Genomic DNA, 19,530 nt, shown 5'->3' on the forward strand with positions numbered 1-19,530 from the left:
TCTCACTCTCTGCCCGATGCCTTGAAACGCTGCGGGCAGCACATTATCTTCGCTGCGTCAGGGTCGCTGCGCGCTCGCGCAGCAAGAACCGCTTGTGGCGTGAGCCTCAAGAGCTGAACGGCCTGGTCAACAGGCTGCCGCTGACCTGCCTCCGCGTATTTGCGCGGGGCGGGTCTCGGCATGCGGTTCACGAGCCCCGACAAGACCATCGAACCGCTTCACGCAATGAAGGAGGATTTGATGGCTCAGATTCTGAAGTTTCCCACCAAGAAGATCGAACCGGTCACCGTTCGCAGCGGTAGTAAGCACCGCATCAGCGTCGAGGTGCTCGATGATGTTCGGCCGCGACGCACGCGGTGGAGGGTTCAGTTCGAGATCCAGGAAGCGGCAGGGTTTGCTGCTTTGAAAGGCTTTACCGATCGCGCTGTAGCTCACGGCTATCGACATCGCTTCGAAGTCAGCAGCACTGGGGCGGTACGGCGGTTCGTGGCGGAAACCTCCGGCCTCGTGGCCGCCGGCAGGATCGCGATCTGGATCGACGGCGTGAAGGTCCAACCACTGGTGGCTCGCAGTGCATAAAAAATTGGCTGGGGCGAAAATCGTCGCCCCAGCCCAGTGTTTCTACTCGGCGGCGACCATGTGCGGCTCGTCCGCTTGATCGGCCGGAGTTTCCTCGTCGTCGCCGGCGAGGAATTCCGGCAGCGCCTCGCCCTCGGACTCCGTGGCGTCGACGGTCGCCACCTGGTCGGCGTCGGCCATTCGCAGGGGCTCGGGCAGCCAGCCGCTCTCGGCCAGGAGCCGTTCGGCCTCCTTGGCCATGTCGCCCTTCTTCAGATGGTCGATAAGCTGCGCGGCCCGCTCGCCCGCACCGCCTCGAGGATTCGGCGCTTCGGCACCCGGCCGAGATAGTTCTCGACGGTTGGGCGCCAACCGGACGCCACCATGTCGAGGTCGACGGCGAGGGCGATGCGATCGGCATCCGCGATCCGCTGCTCGACGGCGTGCGGCGTGACGCCACCGCCGTAGCGGTCACCCTTCTCGTAAAGTGCGTTGACGCCGAATGAGGCGCAGTGCGCAAAGAGCGCCGCCTGCTCGTCGCCGGTCAACCCGGTGAGCCAGTCCCAGAGACCGGCTTTGTCCTTCGGCAGGCGCTCCTCCCATGTCTTGTGGCGCGCGTCGATGGCCTTGGCCGCCGGTGTGTCCTTCAGGCCCTGCGCTTGCGCGGGGAAGCTGACGCTGCGCACGGAGACCTCCATCGCCGAACCAAAGGAGGAATAGCGGGAGAACACGTCGAGGCAAAATTTGTGCAGCACCGCCTGGAAAGCGACCGAAGGCGTGATCGCCAGCTTGTCGCGCAACGCCAGCGTCCGTTCCGCCGTGAGCTCGGTCAGAAGACGGTCGGGCAGCGGCTTCACCGCATCGTCATCCTCGTCCTCGGGATCCGCGACCTGCCCGCCGATGGTGATGACGGCGCGCTGGACAGCCGGTGCTGATGGTTCGTCGCCCTCCATGGCCGCGGCGACAGGTTCGTCGCCCCTGCCCTGCTCTGGTTCAGACACTGGCACTTCGTCGTCGGGCCGGACGTAGCCGCGATCAACCAAGAGCTTGCCCTCGGCGTCGATGCCGACAAACGCGCCCGCGCGGGCGATGTCGACCGGCTGATAAATGGCTGGTCGATCATTAAAAGCGGCGAGAGCCGTCTCAATTTCGCCAAGGCGCTGGTCACCTCATCGGGAAGCTCATCGGCGCCATCATGCTCGGCTTCGAGCTTGGCATATTCGGCCTCGAGCGCCTCGATGGTTGCCTGCTCTTCGGCGGAGAGATCGGCAGATACGCCGTCCAGCTCGCGCAGGCCACGAGTATGGCCGTAGGGGAAGTCGATCGCGACCTCGATCCACTTCCAGCCTTCAGCGGCGATCGTTTCCGCCTCCGCCTTCAGCTTCTCGGCGACCAGACGGTCGAGCAGAGCAACGTCCTCGAGCCAACCGCCGTCGTCGGACTGGAACAGGTCGCGCAGCACCACGCCACCGGCCGCCGTAGGCGTCGAGGCCGACAAATATAGCGCGCCGCTCGGAGGCGCGCACCGTTTTCTCCGTCAACATGCGGCGGATCTGATAGGGCTCCTTCTGCCAAGAGCCGGAGATGGCCTGCCAGATCTGCTCCTGGCGTCCATGATCTGCGCTGACGGTGAAAGCCATCAACTGCTCGAGCGACATGCCATTGTCGGCATAGATGTCGAGCAGCGCTGGCGACACCGCGGCGAGGCGCAGCCGCTGCTTCACGACATTAACCGACGTGAAGAAGGCAGCGGCAATGTCCTCCTCGGACTGCCCTTTCTCGCGCAAAGCGAGGAATGCCCGGAATTGGTCAAGCGGATGTAGCGGCGCGCGCTGAACATTCTCCGCAAGCGAGTCGTCCTCGGCGAGAATGGTGGTTGCCGGGTCGCGTACTACGCAGGGCACCGGCGCGGTCTTGGCCAGGCGCTTCTGCTTCACGAGCAGCTCCAGCGCATGGTAACGCCGCCCGCCGGCCGGGATCTCGAACATGCCGGTCTCGGCGCCCTCCGCGTCGAGGACCGGCCGGACATTGAGGCTTTGGAGCAGGGTACGCCGGGCGATGTCCTCGGCCAGCTCTTCGATGGAGATGCCGGCCTTCACGCGCCGGACGTTTGACTGGCTGAGCACCAGCTTATTGAAGGGAATGTCGCGCGAGGATGATAAGGTGATCTTTTGAACCGCGTTAGCCATGGGTGATACTCCGCGACGGGCCGGCCCAAAGACTCTCTCTGGGCCTCCAACCCGTCATCAAGCGCAGCGCGGCCCTCTTCCTCTCAAGGGCAGCGCCGCAAGTCGATGATCAGGAAAGACGGAAAGGCACGAAGCCGCCAGACACGCCGTTCCGTATCTCCGGCTTTCCGGGTATCAGGCCGCGCGATCGAGTAGCTTCTTCGCGCGCGTCTCAAGATCGAGTCGTGCGTCCTGATGGGTCTTGCCGCGCGCAACCGCTGTGATGCCCTGCACGAAATCGAACACGCTTTCGGGCTTGCGCCCTTCCTCGGACAGCACCCGTTCGATGATCTTCGCCGTCTCTGTCTTTGAGAAGCCGCGCTTGCGCAGGAACTCGCTGCGGTCGTCGTCGGTGCGGGCGACGATCTTTTCCCGTGCGGCCTTGATGCCGTTGACGAAGGGCATCGGTGAGGAGTTGGCAAAGCTGGCCAGCGCCGGCGCCGCCTCGTGGGCAAAGCGTGAGGCGGCGTATTTGGAGTGGCGGATAGTGATCTCCTCAAAATCCTCGACACCCCAGAGATTGCGGTTCTGGCAGACGGCGCGAAGATAAAAGCTCGCCATACCGAGCGTCTTGGCACCCACCTCGGAATTCCAGCAGTAGAAGCCACGGAAGTAGAGGTCCGGTGAGCCGTCGCGAAGCCGGCCGGCCTCGATCGGGTTGAGATCGTCGACCAGGAACAGGAAGACATCGCGATCGGAGGCGTAGAGCGTCGTCGTATCCTGGGTGATGTCAACGTTCGGATTGTAGACGCCAGTCGACCAGTCGAGCACGCCAGGGATCTTCCAGCGCGTGTCGCCCGTGCCATTGCCGGCGATGCGCTGAACGGCCGCCACGAGTTCTTGGTCAAATATGCGCCCGTATTCAGGACCCGTAGCGGCGCGAAGCTCAACGCGACCATCCTCTATCTCAAGCGTCTTGACCTGCTCGGCTCGATGAGAGCTGAGGCCGAACTGCAGGTTGATGCCAGCGAGCGGCGCCGGAAGCTGACGGAGGTAAGTCGCCGGCGCTCCGACCAGGCTGGCAAGTTGGCCGAAGCTCCAGTGAGTGGGCGCGATAGGTGTGTCCGAGCCGGGCAGCAGCAGAGCCAAGCGCTCGGCATCGTCGCGGCTGGCCTCAACCCGGATCGCAGCGCTCTCGACCGTTCGGGTCCGGCTTCGCTCGGCCCGTCCACGCACCGCGGTATAAAGGTCCGACAGGGATAGATAACGCTCATCCGCCGGCCGCGAGAACCATTCCGACGATACGCGGCTGACGCGTTCGCCGCGGGTCACGTCCACCTTGTAGCCGCCGACGCGGTCGCGGCCAGCACTCAGAACTTCGACTTGGGTCATGGGTCATCTCCACGACAGGCGCCGGAGGCCTCTCCTCCGTTCTTCAACCCGTCATGGCGAAGCCCGTCCGCCCTCTCACTCTGATGGGGGCGTTGCGGGGTTCTCCCCGCAGAAGGGGTCGGCCGAGACCTCAGGCTCGGGCGTAGGGGAAGGCTTTCCCCTCAAGGGTCTTCCCCCGGCGTTCAGAATGTCATCAGAGCAACAGGTCGCGTAACCAGATGGATCTGCTCGGAAAGTTTAGTGCACCGCAAACGAGGCGAACGGAAAAATTTGTCCCGGTTTGCGGGTACTTCCAACATTTCCATACGGCAGCTTGACTTGATGTCCCGCACATCGTCTGAACTACCCTTCAGAGATCACAACGTCAGCGATGAAACCAAACGTCGCTCGATATCGGCAGCATCAAGAATACGAAGATTAGCTCGAACCGGTATGTTGTTTTTGAGAAACTGATCTCAAATGCGATCGACTCGCTCCTGATCCGCAAGCACGAGGACGCTTCTGCAACGGACATGCTGATCGGTGGTGGTTTGTCTCCGAGCAAGATCCTGAAACCCAGCCAACTTTGAGCGACCGGCTCGCGGCCATTTGTATCACTTGATAGTTTTCCTTGCGCACGCGGCCGCAGCCATCGCAACCTCGTGTACCTACGACCGCGAGGCGCAAGTATTTTTACTACGCACCGTCACGCCATCCTGCGACTGTCGACGCTCCAAGCCGACCGCGTTTGAGGCGAGCCACGGGGGTGGTCGAGATTATCGTTTTCTTCCCTCATTCTGGATGTCAACATCGCAGCCATCTCTACCGTGACGTCTCATGCGGTAGAGTGATGGAGAAGACGAATGGCGGACGCCAAATTCCTTACTCCCGAGGAAGTGTCTGCACGATACCGTGGCGAGGTCACCGTGGGCACGCTGCGGAACTGGCGCGCGATGCGAATCGGACCCGCATATGTCAAGATCGGCAAAGCCGTCTTATATCCGGTGGACGAACTTGAGTCATGGGATAGAAGGAATCTTGTGGTTTGTCGCGCGTCGAAAGGACAGGACATGAGCTAGCGCTGGGCTACGCGACTTTGGGTTTTGGCGAGTTTTCGCGCCACCTTCTGTGCATTTCCGCGAAGTATTTTTCGCGGTCGCTGAAATCCTCTCCTTGGGGCGAGCTCACGGTCCCGTTCGGACGCCTAATGGCCCAGTGCCAAGGAGTCGTATCTCTTTCGACCTCGCCGTGAATCGTTATGGGGGTCGCATAGAAGCCTGACCGGGGCACTCGAAATGCGATTATCACCTCCTCGGACAATTCGAGGGGGCCTCTGCCTGCGAAGTCCTGCAGCGACAGAAGTGAGAAGCCGTGATTAGCCTGGATCACGGTAGAATCGTCGACGGTCCAACGCGCGGTGGAATGACACGAGAGCGTTTCGGAAGAACCGTCCGCAAAATGGACGTTCGCCGTTGTCCCATCCGAGGAGAATTGCAGCTTCTTTACATGATCGAGGTTGACGTATCCTTCGCCCAAAAAGATCATCATGACAATAATTCTCCCGCTTGCCTCGACGATGCGTCATCCGACGTTTTTGGAAACGGAGGGACCCATTCTTCCAAAGCTGGCTCCCAAATGTGCTTGGTGTGAGTTTTGGATACAGGGTCCCACACCATGATGAACTCGCGTCCCGGCACGAGCTTCCAGACGTGTCTGTACATTGGCTCTCCCTGCGTCATGTCGTGAAGCCACTGGGATGTGACCCCTCGGTCATGGAACCACTCTCCCCGAATGTGTCCTTCGCGAAGTTGGCCATGAACAATTCGCTCAATCTCTTTAGCGGCAGCGATCACTCCGATCAGTTCGAGCTTTCCGCTACAGCCGACTTGAAGATCTGAAAGTCGCTTATTGGGATCGAGTGAGTGTCCAACCTTTATCGCGTCGGCTTGCGCGTGCCGGATAAAATAAATCGCTCCACCTCCGTGGAATGCTGCCCAAAATTCAGCACTGGACACCAAACTCGTTCGAAGAAACGTGCCCATATCGGGTCCTTATTCGAATCGGGTAGTGAGTATACGGCTTTGACTGAGTCAACGGCCACCGATCTTTGCGCCCTCCACACAATACAAGGCCGGAACATCTCCCTGTGGATCGCGAGGATTTGTGAAGTCGCATGGGACGCGTGCCAAGTTGGGGAACTGGCCAGCCTCGGTGCGAGGCCGTTCTAGATGTTCGCTTCCGAGACCTTGCAGTAGGCCGCGAACGAGGGCAGCGATTCAGCCGAGCGCGGTTCAACGAAGTATTCGGCGATGCGATCTGGCGTCACTTGCGCAAACCCGTGATAGGCTCAGCCTCACGGAGGACCGCATCCGCGAGCGCAGCAACCGTCGTGCGGCCGCGGACTGATCTGAACGATGCAGTCGTGACGTCGATCGCCACGCTGTGCTGAATTCGAGGCCGAACTGCGTCTCACTCTCCACCATGCGCGACAGCATGGGCAGCTTGAAGAAGAACGCCTTCGTGTAGCGCAGGATGATCTTCGCCTGATCGGGGTCTGCGGCGAGGACCTGAACGACGCCACACTCACCGGGGTCGAGATAGGGTCTATAATCGACGAACGCTGACAGCCAACTTGCTATCAGTGCTGGGACGCGAAGCTTGAGCGCGCGGCCAGCGACCAAGTCTGTGACCTGCTTCTTCAATTGAAGCGAGTGCGGAGAGCATCGAGTTATCGATACTCACTTGCCTAGTGATTGCAGGCGCTCGAAATCCGTGTCCATTGTCCATTATCGTACGTGCGCGACTGTGATTATCACGCTGGCTCACGATGTACCGCCCCCACTGCGCGCCCCCTGCCTTTGGCCACTCACCAAAAAGCACAATCAAATCCAAATAGATGCGGCGCGCAGCATGCTTATGCACAACCACCCCTCAGGCGATCCCTCGCCCTCGCAGGCCGACATCCAGATGACCAAGGCGATCATCGACATCGCAAAGCCGCTCGGGATTGCCGTGCACGATCACATCATCGTTGGTAAGAGCGGGCATGCGAGCCTGCGGGGAATGCGGTTGATCTAGGCCAAATCAGAACGCCTGGCTCTTGGCGGCTTTCAAATGGTCTTCCGCGGCTGTGAAGCCGGCGAATGCCTTGAGCGTCAGGGCGGTCGGTTGCGGTTTCCATTCGGCAACCATTTTCTCGGCCTTCTCGAGCTCAGGCTTGGACAACATGGAAGCCATTTCGTTCACGTTCTTGGCCGGCACCTTCGAGAGTTTGAAATAGGCATACGACAGTGACAGATCTCTCGGCGTTCCCTTTCCGGCCGAATAGGCGCGGGACAGGCCGAACAGGGCCTCGGGAAGCCCCTGATTGCCCGCCAGCTTCCACCATTTCAGCGCTTCTTCCGAATTGCCTTGCCGGTCATACATGAGCGCGACGTCGTGTTGGGCGCGCGCATAGCCCGCATTGGCGGCAACGAGCTTGTATTTCAGTGCTTGGTCCGCGTCGGTTGCGATGACGCCTGCGCCTTGTCCGTCATAATAGCAGCCGAGCTTGTAGGCTCCGAGCGGATCGTTGGCGGCGGCCGATTTCTGAAACCATTCGAATGCCTGGCTGCGATCCTGCTGTGTGCCGATGCCGTTGTTGTGCATCATGCCGACATGATATTGCGCCTCCGCATCTCCGCGATTGGCCAACGCGACCATCGCATTGAAGGTGCGGGTGTCATTCGCGCCGGCCGGCATCGCGAACAGCAGAAGGCCCAAAAAGGCCAGGGCAACGGATTTCATGTCAAAGCCCGATTGAGATTGAGCCATTCCGTCTTAGGTCGCTCGAGACGGACGAAAAGTTCGAAATCCAACAAATTCCGAAATCAGCGATCTCGCCTGTCGGAATCGGCGCAAGGCACCGCGCTGCGATCGAAGGTGACGGCTTAGAATATGGATGAGGCGCGAGGGACGTCGACAGTCTCCACAGCGTCATGGCCGGGCCTGTCCCGGCCATCCACGCCTGGCTACGCGGCCCAAAGAACGTGGATGCCCGGGACAAGCCCGGGCATGACGACCTCTTGTAAATCTTCATATGCGATTGCGGGTGAGGGCCGGAGAGCCCCCTGTTTACCGACGCCCTACTGCCGCAGCATGATCAGGGGATCGGCGGTGTCGGGGACGCGGCGCCACTGCGCGTGGTCGTCGGCCTCGAACTGCCAGGCTTCGCCTGATTTCGACATCAGGATGATCTGGCCGCGCTCGAGGCGCCATTGCGTCGGGTTGAACTGCGCAATCGCCGCGTCGCATCTCGGCTTGAGGAAAACCTGGAAATTGTCCGAATCCGCTTCGGTGTTGGTCAGCGTCAGCCCGCAGATCGGCTGGCCCTTGCCGCGCACCATCGACCAGTCACCGATCATCTGGTCCATTGACTTCGCCATCGAGCGCGCGGCGGCGAGATCCTGCAGGATGTAGACGCCCTCGCCCTGGCGCAGGCCCTCGAAGATGCCGGCCTCGACCTCGGTGAAGTCGATCACGGCTTCGCCGGTCGCATCCTGCAGGCGCACGATGTCGAGGCCCCTCACGCTCCAGGCCACGATGTCCTTGGTGAAGGGCAGCGCGGTCTTGCAGGACGGCTCCAGCTCCAGCTTGAAACCCTGGCCTGCGGCGTCACCCTTAAGCGTGACGACGCAGGTCTTGCTGCGCTCGGTGGTCGAGAGCTCCCACTGTCCGGGCATCTGCTTCTTCAGGCTCGCCGCATCCTGCGCATGCGCGATGCCGATCGCGGCCAAAAGGGCCGCGACGGCGCCGATCGCGGCCAGGCAGGCCGCGACGGCGAATGCGAGAACCCGAAGAACTCTCATCAGCGCCCCTTGACCGGCGTTTCCGCAACCGGCGTCAGCGGCGCCTTGCCGGCGAACCAGGCCTTGAGATTGTCGACGACGAGCTGGTCCATGGCGTTGCGCGTCACCACCGAGGCCGAGCCGATATGCGGCAGCAGCACGACGTTCTGCATGGTCTTGAGCTCGTCGGGCACGTTCGGCTCGGCCGCGAACACGTCGAGCCCGGCGGCGAGAATGGTGCCTGACTTCAGCGCCTGGATCAGCGCGGGCTCGTCGATCACCGAGCCGCGGGCGACGTTGACCAGCACGCCGCGCGGGCCGAGTGCCTTGAGCACCTCGGCATTGATCATCTTGTTGGTGCTGGCACCGCCGGGCACGATCACAACAAGCGTGTCGACCGCCTTCGCCATCTCGATCAGATCAGGGTAGTGCTTGTACGAGACGTCCTTGGAGGCGTTGCGGGAGTGGTAGACCACCGGCACCAGCGAGGCGTCGAGCCGGCGCGCGATGGCCTGGCCGATCCGACCCATGCCGACGATGCCGACCTTGCGGTCGCGCAGCGAGCCGACGCTGAGCGGATAGTTCTGGGTCTGCCAGAGCCCGGAGCGGACATAGCGGTCGGCCTTGATGAACTCGCGCAAGGTCGAGATCAGAAGGCCCATCGCGACGTCGGCGACCTCCTCCGTCAAGACGTCGGGCGTGTTGGTGACGATGATGCCGTGCTCGGCGGCATATTTGGCGTCGATGTGGTCGTAGCCGACGCCGAAGCTCGCCACCATCTCCAGCTTCGGCAGCTGCGACAGCGAGTCCTTGTCCGCCCGCACGGTGTGGTAGGTCACCGCGACGCCGCGGATCTTGTCGCGGACCGCGGGCGTCAATCGCTCGAGATCGCCGCGCGTCTCCGCCTTGTGCACGACGAAATGATCGGAAAACCCGTTCTCGAGGATCGGCCGCACCGGCCCATAGATCAGAAGGTCGATCTTTTCGGACGAAATCGAACCGGCAGCCATCAGTTTTCCTTTCCAAGCGCGCTCTCATGCCAGCGCCGTAAAACGAGGTGGGAAACTAGCGCCAGCACCCCATAGATGACAATCCCGGCCAGCGACAACAGAAGCAGCGCGGCAAACATGCGGGGTATGTTCAAGCGATAGCCTGACTCGGCGATCCTGTAGGCGAGCCCGGAGCCGGCGCCGGCCGTTCCGGCCGCGATCTCGGCCACGACCGCGCCGATCAGCGACAGGCCGCCGGCGATGCGCAGGCCCCCGAGAATGTAGGGCAGCGCCGCCGGCAGCTTGAGGAAGCGCAGGGTTTGCGACTTCGACGCGCCATAGAGCTGGAACAGGCCGGCGAGGTTGCGGTCCACCGAGTTCAGCCCGAGCGTGGTGTTCGACAGCACCGGGAAAAAGGCGACGATGAAGGCGCAGACGACCACCGCGGTCTGCTGCTCCAGATAGATCAGCAAGAGCGGCGCGATCGCGATGACAGGCGTCACCTGCAGCACGATGGCATAGGGGAACAGCGAATATTCCACCCATTTCGACTGGTTGAACAGCAGCGCCAGCGCGATGCCGCCGATGCTGGCGGCGACAAAACCTTCGAGCGTGGTGACAAGCGTGGTCGCCAGCGATTGTGACAGCACCGCCCAGTCCTTGATCAGCGTCAGCACGATGACGGAGGGAGCCGGCAGCACGTAGGGCGGGATCTCCCTGATGCGGACCACGAGTTCCCAGGCAAGGAGGCCGGCTGCGAAGACGATGACGGGCAGCACAAAGCGCATCGCGCGTTGCGCGCCGGACGACTTTGCAGGCACGGGAGCTTGCGCGTTCATAGCGTCGACTGCCCTGAATAGGACGGGGCCAGCGCGGCCGACACGCGTCGGCAATAATCGGAATAGGCCGTCGAGGTGCGAAACTCCTCGGCCCGCGGCTCGACCGTCTCGATACGGATGTCGGCCTGGATGCGGCCGGGGCGCGCCGTCATGACGACGACACGTTGCGACAGATAGACGGACTCGAACACCGAATGGGTGACGAAGATGACGGTCTTGCGTAAGCGTCGCCACAGCGCGAGCAGATCGTTGTTGAGGCGGAAGCGCGTGATCTCGTCGAGCGCGGCGAACGGCTCGTCCATCAGGAGGATATCGGGATCGGTGACGAGCGCACGGGCCAGCGACACCCGCATCTTCATGCCGCCGGAGAGCTCGCGCGGAAAGGCATCGGCGAAATCGGCGAGGCCGACGCTGGCGAGCGCCGCGTCGGCACGCGCGCGCCCTTCCGCCTTCGGCACGCCGCCGAGCTTCAGCGGCAGGCGCACGTTCTCGCGGACGTTGGCCCAGGGCATCAGGGTCGGCTCCTGGAACACGAAGCCGATGCCGTGGCCCGGCTGCGGCACGCCCTCGTGCCGTGCCACCCGCACCGTGCCCGACGACGGCGCCCCGAGCTCGGCGATCAGCCGCAACACCGTCGACTTGCCGCAGCCGGAGGGGCCCAGCAGCGAGATGAACTCGCCCTTGCGGACGGCAAGGTCGAACGGGCCGAGCGCCATCACGCCGTTGTCGTAAGTTTTCGTCACGCCGCGCAGGCTGACGGCGAGATGCGTCAGGCTGGCCTCGACGGCGGGCGATGGATTGCGCTCTACCATTGAGAGCGGGCTGCCGCGTTTCGGCCGCTCTTCACCTCTCCCCGACGGGGAGAGGTCGGCGCGTAGCGCCGGGTGAGGGGGAAGAGGTCCAACGAGAGAGCGTAACCCCTCACCCGCATCGCATCTTGTGATGCGATGCGACCTCTCCCTTCGGGAGAGGTGGGCCCCAGCCGCACCGCCGTGCCGGATCTCACCATGCGTTACGGCTTGTTCGGGCGCAGCTCGACGCCGACGCCCTTGTTGACGAAGCGCAGCGTGTAGGATTTGCGGTAGTCGAGATCCGCCTTCACGACCCCGGCCTTGACCATCTTGTTGAAGAAGGAGGCGTAGCGCTCGTCGCTCATCGCGCCGATGCCGTTCTTCAAGCTGTCACCGGAATCGACGATGCCGTGCTCCTTCATCTTGACGACGGAATAGGCCAGGAGATCGTCGGTCATCTCCGGGTTGAGCTGCTTGATCAGGGCGTTGCCGGCGGAATTGTCCCGGTAAAGGTAGTTGTACCAGCCGATCATGGAGGCATCGACGAAGCGCTGCACGAGGTCGGGCTTCTTCTCGACAATCTCGCGGCGGGTTTCGATCAGGGTGGAATAGGTGTTGAAGCCGTAATCGGCGAGCAGCAGCACATTGGGCTTGAAGCCGGCGGCCTTCTCCACCGCAAACGGCTCGGAGGTGACGTAACCCTGCATGGCGCTCTTGGGATTGGCGATGAAGGGCTGCGGATTGAAATTGTAGGGGGCGCACGTTCTTCTCGCTGAAGCCGTATTCGGACTTCAGCCATTGGAAGTAGCTGGTCATGCCTTCCTTGGAGACGAACAGCGTCAGCGGCTTGAGGTCCTCGATCTTGGCGACCTTGGCATCAGGCTGCGTCAGCATCACCTGCGGATCCTTCTGGAAAATCGCGGCGATGGTGATGACGGGAACGTTGTTGGCGACGGCGTCGAACGACATCAGCGTGTTCGCGGCCATGAAGAAATCGATCTTGCCGGCGATCAGCAGCATCCGGTTGTTCTCGTTCGGGCCGCCGGGGACGATGGTGACGTCGAGGCCGTATTTCTTGTAGGTGCCGTCGGCGACCGCCTGGAAGAAGCCGCCATGCTCGGCCTCGGCGACCCAGTTGGTGCCGAAGGTGACCTTGTCGAGCGTTTGGGCGCGCGCCGGCGCAAAAGAGGCGAGAGCGGCCAACAAGCCCGCAACTAACGCTCGCCGCAGATGAAAGGGGGTCATAATGGCACTCCGTCGATCGTGGCTGGCCCAATCGCGACTGGTCCGGGTGAAGGCAACGCGATAGAACCGCATGACATCAGGGGATGCGAGCCGCCCGGGCCCGCATCCCCTCATACCGCAAATTACGTGACAAATTCGGGCAAGGAAACCTCGATGACGCCCTCCCGCGACTGGATCGACATCGACTGGGCTGATGCGAGCCCCGGCGAGGTGTCGCGCTGGATCGCGGTGCTGCCGCTGGCGGCAACCGAGCAGCACGGTCCGCATCTGCCGCTGACGACGGACGTGTTGATCGCGGACGCCTATCTGGCACGTGTGCGTCAGCTGTTACCAACCAGGATTCCGGCGAGCTTCCTCCCGGTCGAACCGGTCGGGATTTCGACCGAACATATCGACTATCCCGGCACGCAGACGCTGCCGACCGAAATTGCGCTGAGGAAATGGACAGCGATCGGCGCGGACGTTGCAAGCCGCGGCGTGCGGAAGCTTGTCATCGTCACCAGCCATGGCGGCAACAGTGCAGCGATGATGCTGGTCGCGCAGGACCTGCGTGCGCATCACAAGCTGTTCGTGGTGACGACCTCGTGGTCGCGGCTCTCAGGCGCCGACAAATTGTTCCCGGCCGATGAAGTGCGGCACGGCATTCACGGCGGCGCCGTCGAGACTTCGATCATGCTGGCGAGCTATCCCGATCAGGTGCGCAAGGATGCAATCGCCGATTTTCCAGCGAGCAGTATTGCGATCGAGCAGCAGTATCGCTGGCTGTCGACGCAGCGGCCGGCGCCGTTCGCCTGGCAGGCGCAGGATCTCAACGCCAGCGGTGCCGTCGGCAACGCGACGCTGGCTGACCCCGCGAAGGGCGAGCAGCTGCTCGATCAGGGTGCGACGGCGTTCTGCGAGCTGCTGGCGGAGATCGATAACTTCGACGTGAACAGGCTCGCCAAGGGCCCCCTCGGCTAGGGGGCATCTTCCTGGATTCATTCAGGAAAGATCGAGCTTTGGCGAGCACATTTGCGGTCTTCGAACCGGACGCGAGGAGCCTCCGTCCAACTGGGCACGCGGGCCACAACGGACCGCCTCAACCCCGGATGGAGTTTCACATGTCGATCAAGACCAAGTTTGCCGCCGCAGCTCTCGCTGCTCTCGCCGTGACCGGCAGCATCGCGTCCACCACCTCCTCGGCCGAAGCCAAGCAGCCCGCCTGGGTCTATGGTGTGGGCGCCGGCATCGCCACCGCCGCCGTCGTCGGCTCCGCGATCGCCGCCACGCACGACCCCTACTATCACGGCTATCGCCGCTGCGGCTGGGTCGCGCAGTACAACGCCTTCGGCCAGTACGTCGGCCGCGTTCGCACCTGCTACTGATCTGAGTATCTGAGGCCGATCTCCACGTGGATCCTGCGTCCGACACGGGCGCCTCATCCACCCCGTGTCGTGCCCCCGACCCCGCCCGGCTGTCCCCCCCGGGCGGGGTCATTCCGTTTTGGATTCCCGGATTTTGTTGCACCCGCGTCACACAGTGGTGCGAACTCTCCTCTGCGACAACGCAAGGTGAGTTGCTCTTGCGAATTATTCGCAATAAGACTAGTCGTAGATTCAGGAACATGGGACGAAGTCGAGGTCAATCGAGATTATCTCGGCCATTCGCCTCGAGCGCGGAGACGTGGTGACAGAATCGCCGCGACACGGCAGGGATATCGCGGCAGGTGAGACACATTCGCGTTTGGGGGCGTGCGTTTTGGCGTTGAGAGGTCACAGACACCGGTGCTTGCGAACGGCCGCGGCGATCGCCACAGGCGTGCTTGCCCTTCCCGCGGCCAGCCGCGCGGCCGATCTGCCGCTGAAGGCGCCAGCCTTGAGAGCGGTCTATGACTGGACCGGCCTCTATATCGGCGCGCATGCCGGCTACAGCCACGGCTCGTCGCGCTTCGCGCTGAACGACGGTACCGCCATCAGCGACAGCGGCGTCTTCAGCGGCATGATCGGCGGCGTGCAGGCGGGCTACAATCACCGCCTCAACTCCGGCTGGCTGGTCGGCGTCGAAGGCGATTTTACGTTTCCCAACTACATCACGTCGAATTCGATCGTCTCGTTCCTGGCGACGCCCGCCAACACCGTCACCCAGCAATGGGACTACACCGCGAGCGTGCGCGGCCGCGTCGGCTACACCAGCGGTCCCTGGCTCATCTACGCCACCGGCGGCTTCGCCTGGATGGGCGAGCGCTATTTCGACGCGCCGGCCTCCGGCGCCGAAATCCCGAAGATCCTGAACACGCGGCCCGGCTGGGTCGCAGGCGCCGGCCTAGAATACGCCTTCGCGCCGCATTGGAGCGCACGGCTCGAATATCTCTACAGCCGCTTCGACGGCGCCAACGTCGCCTTCTCTACGGGCGCGCAGTACACCTCCTCGTCGGTCGATTTCCAGCAGGTCAGGCTCGGCCTCAACCGCAAGGTCGATTGGCCGGGCCTGCCGAGCTATGACCCGAAGAGCTCGCTGATCGACCCGGAATCGGACCGCTGGGAGATCCACGGCCAGACCACCTATCTGCCGCAAGGCTATCCATCCTTTCCCGCGCTCTATACCGGGCCGAACTCGCTGTCGCCGTCGCGGCAGGCCAAGGCGACCTGGAGCAACAGCCTGTTCCTGAACGCGCGGCTGTGGGACGGCGGCGAAGTCTATTACAATCCCGAATTGCTGCAGGGATTTGGACTGAACGACACGGTCGGTGCGGCCGGCTTCCCGAACGGCGAAGCGCAGAAGTCGAACTTCCCCTATCCGCATTACAACACCTCGCGCCTGTTCGTGCGCCAGACCTTCGGCTTCGGCGGCGAGCAGGAGGAGCTTGCGAGCGGTCAGCTCCAACTCGGCCAGAAGGTCGACGTGTCGCGCCTCACGATTCAGGCCGGCAAATTCCCGGTGGTCGACGTGTTCGACGGTAATGCCTACGCCAAAGACACGCGCCGGGATTTCATGAACTGGTCGATCTGGGCGCCCGGTGCCTTCGACTATTCCGCCGACAAGGTAGGCCTCACCTACGGCATCACCGCCGAGCTCAACCAGAAGCAATGGGCGCTGCGCGGCGGCTATTTCCTGATGGTCTCCGAGTCCAACGCCAATCACTTCGACACCAGGGTCGGGGAGCGCGGTCAATATTTGCTCGAGCTCGAGACGCGCTTCTCGCTGTTCGGCCGACCGGGCAAGCTCAGGACCATCGGCTGGCTCGATAGCGCCAACATGGGCAGCTTCCGCGAGACGCTGGACAATCCCGCGCTCAATCTCGACATCGCGCAGACCCGGCGCGGCCGCCTGAAGTACGGCTACGTGCTCAACCTCGAGCAGGCGATCACCGACGATGTCGGCCTGTTCGGCCGCTGGAGCTGGAACGACGGCAAGACAGAAACGCTGGCCTTCACCGACATTCATCGCAGCCTGTCCGGCGGCGTTTCGATCAAGGGCACGACTTGGGGCCGACCCGACGACGTGATCGGCGTCGGCGGCGCGATCAACGCGATCTCACAGGATTACCGCGACTTCCTCGCCGCCGGCGGCCTCGGCGTGCTGGTCGGCGACGGCGCGCTGAACTACCGCAAGGAACGTATCCTCGAAACCTATTACGCCTACGCGGTGAACAAGAACATCACCCTCACCGCCGACTACCAGCTCATCGTCAACCCCGCCTACAATGCCGACCGCGGACCGATATCGGTGTTTTCGGGGCGGCTGCACGGGGAGTTCTGAGCCCGCGGCTCAGAACAGGAGCGCAACGCCCGAGACGAACAGCAGCGCCAGCACGATCTTGCGGAACGTGGCCTCGTCGATCCGGCCGAACAGCTTCAGCCCGAGCCACGTTCCGGCGAACAGAAAGGGCAGACCGAGCGCGAACAGCTTCGCCGTGTCTGATGTGAGCGATCCCTTGGCACCGAGCCAGAACGCCGCCATGGCGAATACCACGACGGCGACCGGCTGGAACGTGGCGCGCTGCGCGTCCCTGGGCAGGCCGCGCAAATTGCACCAGATGGTGACGACGATGCCCGCAAGACCGGTGAGGCCGCCGAGCAGTCCGTTGACGAAACCGACCGTCATGTCGGCGGTCGGCGGCATGGCGGCCGCGAGCTTGAGCTGCGGCCGGAAGAATGCATAGAGGCTGTAGGCGATCAGGATAGCACCGACCGCGATGCGAACGCTCTTCGGATCGGCCCAGGTCAGGAGCGACACCCCCGCCGGCACACCGATGATTGCACCGACGATGAACGGCCACAGCCGGTGCCAGTCGAGCGCGCTGCGCAGCTTCCAGACCGAATAGCCCTGCACCAGAAGGCCGAAGCCGACGATCAGGCTGGCACTCTGAAGCGGCGTCAGCACGTAAAGCCACAACGATGCCGCGACCAGGCCGAAGGCGAAGCCGGAGAGGCCCGCGACGAACGCGCCGGCGAAGGTGGCCAACAAAAACAGCGGAAGCTCGATTGCGATCCCGTCCATTGCTCGCTCCATGGATAAGCGAGCAGCGCTTGCGTGGGATCACCACTTCACGGGGAGGCTGCGACATCCCCGGGATGCAAGTCTAGGTGAAACGGCCTTCTTGCACAATGACCTTGTTATGCCACGCGGATCGCGTCGAGGAATTTCCCGACCTCGGTCTTGAGCCGGCTGCTCTCGCCGGACAGCGACCTTGCCGATGCGAGCACGTTGGAGGAGGCCGATCCGGTTTGGCTCGCGCCGCGCTGCACGTCGACGATGCTGGCGGAGACCTGCTGGGTGCCGCGCGCGGCCTGCTGCACATTGCGTGAGATCTCGCGCGTCGCTGCGCCCTGCTCCTCGACCGCCGCGGCGATGGCGGACGCGATCTCGGACATGCGGGAGATGGTGTCGCCGATCGACTTGATGGCGCCGACGGAGTCCTCCGTCGCCGTCTGGATGCCCGAGATCTGCTGGCTGATCTCGCCGGTGGCCTTGGCGGTCTGCTCGGCCAGCGCCTTGACCTCGGACGCGACGACGGCGAAGCCGCGACCGGCCTCGCCGGCGCGCGCCGCCTCGATGGTGGCGTTGAGCGCCAGAAGGTTGGTCTGGCCGGCGATCTGGCTGATGAGCTCGACGACGTCGCCGATCCGCCCCGCAGCCCTGGCGAGCTCGCCGACATGCTCGTTGGTCCGCCCGGCCTGCTGCACGGCCTCGCCGGCGATGCGCGCGGAATCCTGAACCTGACGACTGATCTCGTCGACCGAGGAGGCCATCTCCTCGGCCGCGGCGGCAACGGTCTGCACGTTGGTGGAAGCCTGCTCGGATGCGGCGGCAACCGTCGCCGTGACCTTTTCCGATTGCTCGGCCGTGCTCGTCAGCGTTCCCGCGGAGGTTTCCAGCTCCGAGGATGCCGACGAGACGGTGTTGATCACGTCGCCGATCATGGCTTCGAACTCCCGCGCGATCTGATCCATGCGCTGGCTGCGCTTCAGCTTCGCTTCCGCTTCGATCGCGGCCGCCTCGTCGGCGGATTTCTTGGCGAACAGCGAATCCTTGAAATGCTGGAGCGAGCCTGCGACCTGGCCGATCTCGTCGCTGCGGCCCGTCGCGGGAATCTCGACCTCGTGCTGCCCGGCGGCGAGCGCGCCGATCACGTCGGCGATCCGGCCGAGCGGCGTCACCACGCGCCTGCGCAGCATGATGGTCACGCCACCGAGCGTGCCGAGCAGGGCCAGCACGGCGACACCGGCGAGCGCGAGCATCGCCAGCGCGCCGTCGCGCGCGGACGAGGCGCGCTCGGCGGCTTCCGCCAGCGCGGCGTCGCGCACGCCGTAGAACATCTGGATGGCCGGCACGATGACCTTCGCCAGCTCATCGGCGGTGCCGGCGTACTTACCGTCAGTCCGTGCTGCAGGAATCTCCTTGTCCACGGCAACTGCGGCTTTTCCAAAATAGGATTCCGTCGCCGCCTTCAGCGCGGTGGCGATCCGGACGGGATTTTCGAGCTGTTCGAGACCGGCCTCGATGCGCTCGCGATCGACCTCCACGCGCCCCTGCATGCGATCCATCAGCGACAGTTCGGCCGCGGTGAGCGGACGGCGCGCGGAGAGCGCAGGCGACAGCGTGGCCGCGCGGCTGCCGGCCGAAACGCGCAGATCCTGCGCCGTCCGCGCCAGGTTCAACAGCGCCGCAAGCGAGGAATCGGCGTTGATCACCTTTGCCTCGAGCTTGTTCATGACGGGTTCGAGATTGGCGAGGACCTCGGCGACGCCGGGCAGGAAGGCCTTTGTCGCGGCGCCGTCGCGCTCCGCCAGCGGAACGCTCATCGCGCGACCGGCCGCGGTGGTGATTTCCTTCAGCCGCCGCGCGGCACGGTCGAGATTCTCGGCGATGGCGCCGCCGCCGTCCAGCACCATGACGGCGCGCCTTGCGGCCTCGAAGCCCTCCTCGGCCGTTTTCGCGGCCTTCGCGGCAACTTCGAGCTGCGCCTGCGTTGCAGCGCCTTCCTGGAAGATCGGTCCGATATAGGGAGCGCGAAGGCTGGCGACGTGTTGGCTGGCCATCAGCGTCGCGCCAAATGCCTCCACCGTCTTGATCGCATCGGAGCGATTGGCGAAGATGCGCGTCTGCGGTATCAGCACCTCGGCGCCGAGGATGACTGCAAACACCGTCACCGTCAGCATCGACAGCGCGAAAAGCTTTCCCATCCGCATCCTCAGGTCCCCCGGGTCTTCTTGCAAGCGCAAAAGCTAGCGGGCGGCCACTAAGGGCTCGTTAAGCAACGA

At 63.4% G+C, this 19,530-nt stretch carries 16 protein-coding genes and 2 pseudogenes; 6 read left to right on the forward strand and 12 right to left on the reverse strand.

Translation table 11 applies throughout. The features are described from left to right. Nucleotides 1-240: 240 nt before the first annotated feature. Nucleotides 241-579 (forward strand): hypothetical protein, encoded by a 339-nt coding sequence (locus ABIA45_RS25275; protein ID WP_404654170.1) that lies wholly within the window; start codon nt 241-243, stop codon nt 577-579. A 42-nt stretch (nt 580-621) separates the two neighbouring features. Here ABIA45_RS25275 and ABIA45_RS25280 read toward each other — a convergent pair. Together ABIA45_RS25280 and ABIA45_RS25285 are read right to left on the reverse strand one after the other, a co-directional pair. Continuing rightward, nucleotides 622-2,747 (reverse strand): annotated as a pseudogene (locus tag ABIA45_RS25280) (ParB/RepB/Spo0J family partition protein). A gap of 174 nt (nt 2,748-2,921) precedes the next feature. Continuing rightward, on the reverse strand, nt 2,922-4,118 hold the full coding sequence (locus ABIA45_RS25285) for a DUF932 domain-containing protein (RefSeq protein ID WP_404654171.1): 1,197 nt from the start codon (nt 4,116-4,118) through the stop codon (nt 2,922-2,924). An 842-nt stretch (nt 4,119-4,960) separates the two neighbouring features. Between ABIA45_RS25285 and ABIA45_RS25290 the strand changes: the two genes are divergently transcribed. Beyond that, nucleotides 4,961-5,176: a helix-turn-helix domain-containing protein gene (locus tag ABIA45_RS25290; protein WP_404654172.1), complete on the forward strand. Its 216-nt coding sequence runs from the start codon at nt 4,961-4,963 to the stop codon at nt 5,174-5,176. A gap of 7 nt (nt 5,177-5,183) precedes the next feature. On the opposite strand, the gene ABIA45_RS25295 is transcribed toward ABIA45_RS25290, so the two are convergent. Continuing rightward, the gene (locus tag ABIA45_RS25295) at nt 5,184-5,645 is read right to left on the reverse strand and encodes a hypothetical protein (RefSeq protein WP_404654174.1); all 462 of its coding nucleotides are present in this window, start codon (nt 5,643-5,645) and stop codon (nt 5,184-5,186) included. Beyond that, nucleotides 5,642-6,139, reverse strand: a complete 498-nt coding sequence (locus tag ABIA45_RS25300) for a GIY-YIG nuclease family protein (protein ID WP_404654175.1) — start codon at nt 6,137-6,139, stop codon at nt 5,642-5,644. The genes ABIA45_RS25295 and ABIA45_RS25300 overlap by 4 nt, the downstream gene beginning before the upstream one ends. 844 nt (nt 6,140-6,983) lie before the next feature. Here ABIA45_RS25300 and ABIA45_RS25305 point away from each other — a divergent pair. After that, nucleotides 6,984-7,175: a JAB domain-containing protein gene (locus ABIA45_RS25305; RefSeq protein ID WP_404655744.1), complete on the forward strand. Its 192-nt coding sequence runs from the start codon at nt 6,984-6,986 to the stop codon at nt 7,173-7,175. 6 nt (nt 7,176-7,181) lie between these two features. Here the strand turns inward: ABIA45_RS25305 and ABIA45_RS25310 are convergent, their stop codons facing one another. From ABIA45_RS25310 to ABIA45_RS25335, 6 genes and pseudogenes are all read right to left on the reverse strand, one after another. Continuing rightward, nucleotides 7,182-7,883: a tetratricopeptide repeat protein gene (locus ABIA45_RS25310; protein ID WP_404654176.1), complete on the reverse strand. Its 702-nt coding sequence runs from the start codon at nt 7,881-7,883 to the stop codon at nt 7,182-7,184. A gap of 338 nt (nt 7,884-8,221) precedes the next feature. Further along, nucleotides 8,222-8,944 (reverse strand): AprI/Inh family metalloprotease inhibitor, encoded by a 723-nt coding sequence (locus ABIA45_RS25315; RefSeq protein WP_404654177.1) that lies wholly within the window; start codon nt 8,942-8,944, stop codon nt 8,222-8,224. Further along, on the reverse strand, nt 8,944-9,933 hold the full coding sequence (locus ABIA45_RS25320; protein WP_404654179.1) for a 2-hydroxyacid dehydrogenase: 990 nt from the start codon (nt 9,931-9,933) through the stop codon (nt 8,944-8,946). Before ABIA45_RS25320 ends, ABIA45_RS25315 begins: the two co-directional genes overlap by 1 nt. Next, complete coding sequence (locus tag ABIA45_RS25325) at nt 9,933-10,751, reverse strand: ABC transporter permease (protein ID WP_157283451.1); 819 nt, start codon at nt 10,749-10,751, stop codon at nt 9,933-9,935. The genes ABIA45_RS25320 and ABIA45_RS25325 overlap by 1 nt, the downstream gene beginning before the upstream one ends. After that, nucleotides 10,748-11,563: an ABC transporter ATP-binding protein gene (locus ABIA45_RS25330; protein WP_404544422.1), complete on the reverse strand. Its 816-nt coding sequence runs from the start codon at nt 11,561-11,563 to the stop codon at nt 10,748-10,750. The genes ABIA45_RS25325 and ABIA45_RS25330 overlap by 4 nt, the downstream gene beginning before the upstream one ends. Before the next feature lie 200 nt (nt 11,564-11,763). Continuing rightward, nucleotides 11,764-12,787 (reverse strand): annotated as a pseudogene (locus tag ABIA45_RS25335) (ABC transporter substrate-binding protein). Nucleotides 12,788-12,940: 153 nt separating this feature from the next. Between ABIA45_RS25335 and ABIA45_RS25340 the strand changes: the two are divergent. From ABIA45_RS25340 to ABIA45_RS25350, 3 genes are all read left to right on the forward strand, one after another. Continuing rightward, a complete protein-coding gene (locus ABIA45_RS25340) occupies nt 12,941-13,747 on the forward strand; it encodes a creatininase family protein (protein ID WP_275498249.1) in 807 nt (268 codons plus the stop codon). A gap of 140 nt (nt 13,748-13,887) precedes the next feature. Then, nucleotides 13,888-14,151, forward strand: coding sequence for a hypothetical protein (locus ABIA45_RS25345; RefSeq protein ID WP_271539602.1), 264 nt, complete (start codon nt 13,888-13,890; stop codon nt 14,149-14,151). Between the two features lie 403 nt (nt 14,152-14,554). Further along, a complete protein-coding gene (locus tag ABIA45_RS25350; RefSeq protein WP_404654181.1) occupies nt 14,555-16,525 on the forward strand; it encodes a carbohydrate porin in 1,971 nt (656 codons plus the stop codon). Nucleotides 16,526-16,534: 9 nt separating this feature from the next. Here the strand turns inward: ABIA45_RS25350 and ABIA45_RS25355 are convergent, their stop codons facing one another. Further along, entirely contained in the window at nt 16,535-17,266 is a 732-nt protein-coding gene (locus tag ABIA45_RS25355; RefSeq protein ID WP_404654182.1) for a sulfite exporter TauE/SafE family protein, read from the reverse strand. Between the two features lie 116 nt (nt 17,267-17,382). Further along, nucleotides 17,383-19,458, reverse strand: coding sequence for a methyl-accepting chemotaxis protein (locus ABIA45_RS25360; RefSeq protein ID WP_404654184.1), 2,076 nt, complete (start codon nt 19,456-19,458; stop codon nt 17,383-17,385). Nucleotides 19,459-19,530 lie beyond the last annotated feature (72 nt).

Origin of the sequence: Bradyrhizobium sp. USDA 336 (assembly GCF_044908355.1) — a bacterium.
Lineage (GTDB): Bacteria > Pseudomonadota > Alphaproteobacteria > Rhizobiales > Xanthobacteraceae > Bradyrhizobium > Bradyrhizobium yuanmingense.

What these genes read in the sequence shown, in the direction of transcription:
- ABIA45_RS25275 (WP_404654170.1), top strand. Translation starts at nt 241, where the DNA reads ATGGCTCAGATTCTGAAGTTTCCCACCAAGAAGATCGAACCGGTCACC.
- ABIA45_RS25285 (WP_404654171.1), bottom strand. Translation starts at nt 4,118, where the DNA reads ATGACCCAAGTCGAAGTTCTGAGTGCTGGCCGCGACCGCGTCGGCGGC.
- ABIA45_RS25290 (WP_404654172.1), top strand. Translation starts at nt 4,961, where the DNA reads ATGGCGGACGCCAAATTCCTTACTCCCGAGGAAGTGTCTGCACGATAC.
- ABIA45_RS25295 (WP_404654174.1), bottom strand. Translation starts at nt 5,645, where the DNA reads ATGATGATCTTTTTGGGCGAAGGATACGTCAACCTCGATCATGTAAAG.
- ABIA45_RS25300 (WP_404654175.1), bottom strand. Translation starts at nt 6,139, where the DNA reads ATGGGCACGTTTCTTCGAACGAGTTTGGTGTCCAGTGCTGAATTTTGG.
- ABIA45_RS25310 (WP_404654176.1), bottom strand. Translation starts at nt 7,883, where the DNA reads ATGAAATCCGTTGCCCTGGCCTTTTTGGGCCTTCTGCTGTTCGCGATG.
- ABIA45_RS25315 (WP_404654177.1), bottom strand. Translation starts at nt 8,944, where the DNA reads ATGAGAGTTCTTCGGGTTCTCGCATTCGCCGTCGCGGCCTGCCTGGCC.
- ABIA45_RS25320 (WP_404654179.1), bottom strand. Translation starts at nt 9,933, where the DNA reads ATGGCTGCCGGTTCGATTTCGTCCGAAAAGATCGACCTTCTGATCTAT.
- ABIA45_RS25325 (WP_157283451.1), bottom strand. Translation starts at nt 10,751, where the DNA reads ATGAACGCGCAAGCTCCCGTGCCTGCAAAGTCGTCCGGCGCGCAACGC.
- ABIA45_RS25330 (WP_404544422.1), bottom strand. Translation starts at nt 11,563, where the DNA reads ATGGTAGAGCGCAATCCATCGCCCGCCGTCGAGGCCAGCCTGACGCAT.
- ABIA45_RS25340 (WP_275498249.1), top strand. Translation starts at nt 12,941, where the DNA reads ATGACGCCCTCCCGCGACTGGATCGACATCGACTGGGCTGATGCGAGC.
- ABIA45_RS25345 (WP_271539602.1), top strand. Translation starts at nt 13,888, where the DNA reads ATGTCGATCAAGACCAAGTTTGCCGCCGCAGCTCTCGCTGCTCTCGCC.
- ABIA45_RS25355 (WP_404654182.1), bottom strand. Translation starts at nt 17,266, where the DNA reads ATGGACGGGATCGCAATCGAGCTTCCGCTGTTTTTGTTGGCCACCTTC.
- ABIA45_RS25360 (WP_404654184.1), bottom strand. Translation starts at nt 19,458, where the DNA reads ATGCGGATGGGAAAGCTTTTCGCGCTGTCGATGCTGACGGTGACGGTG.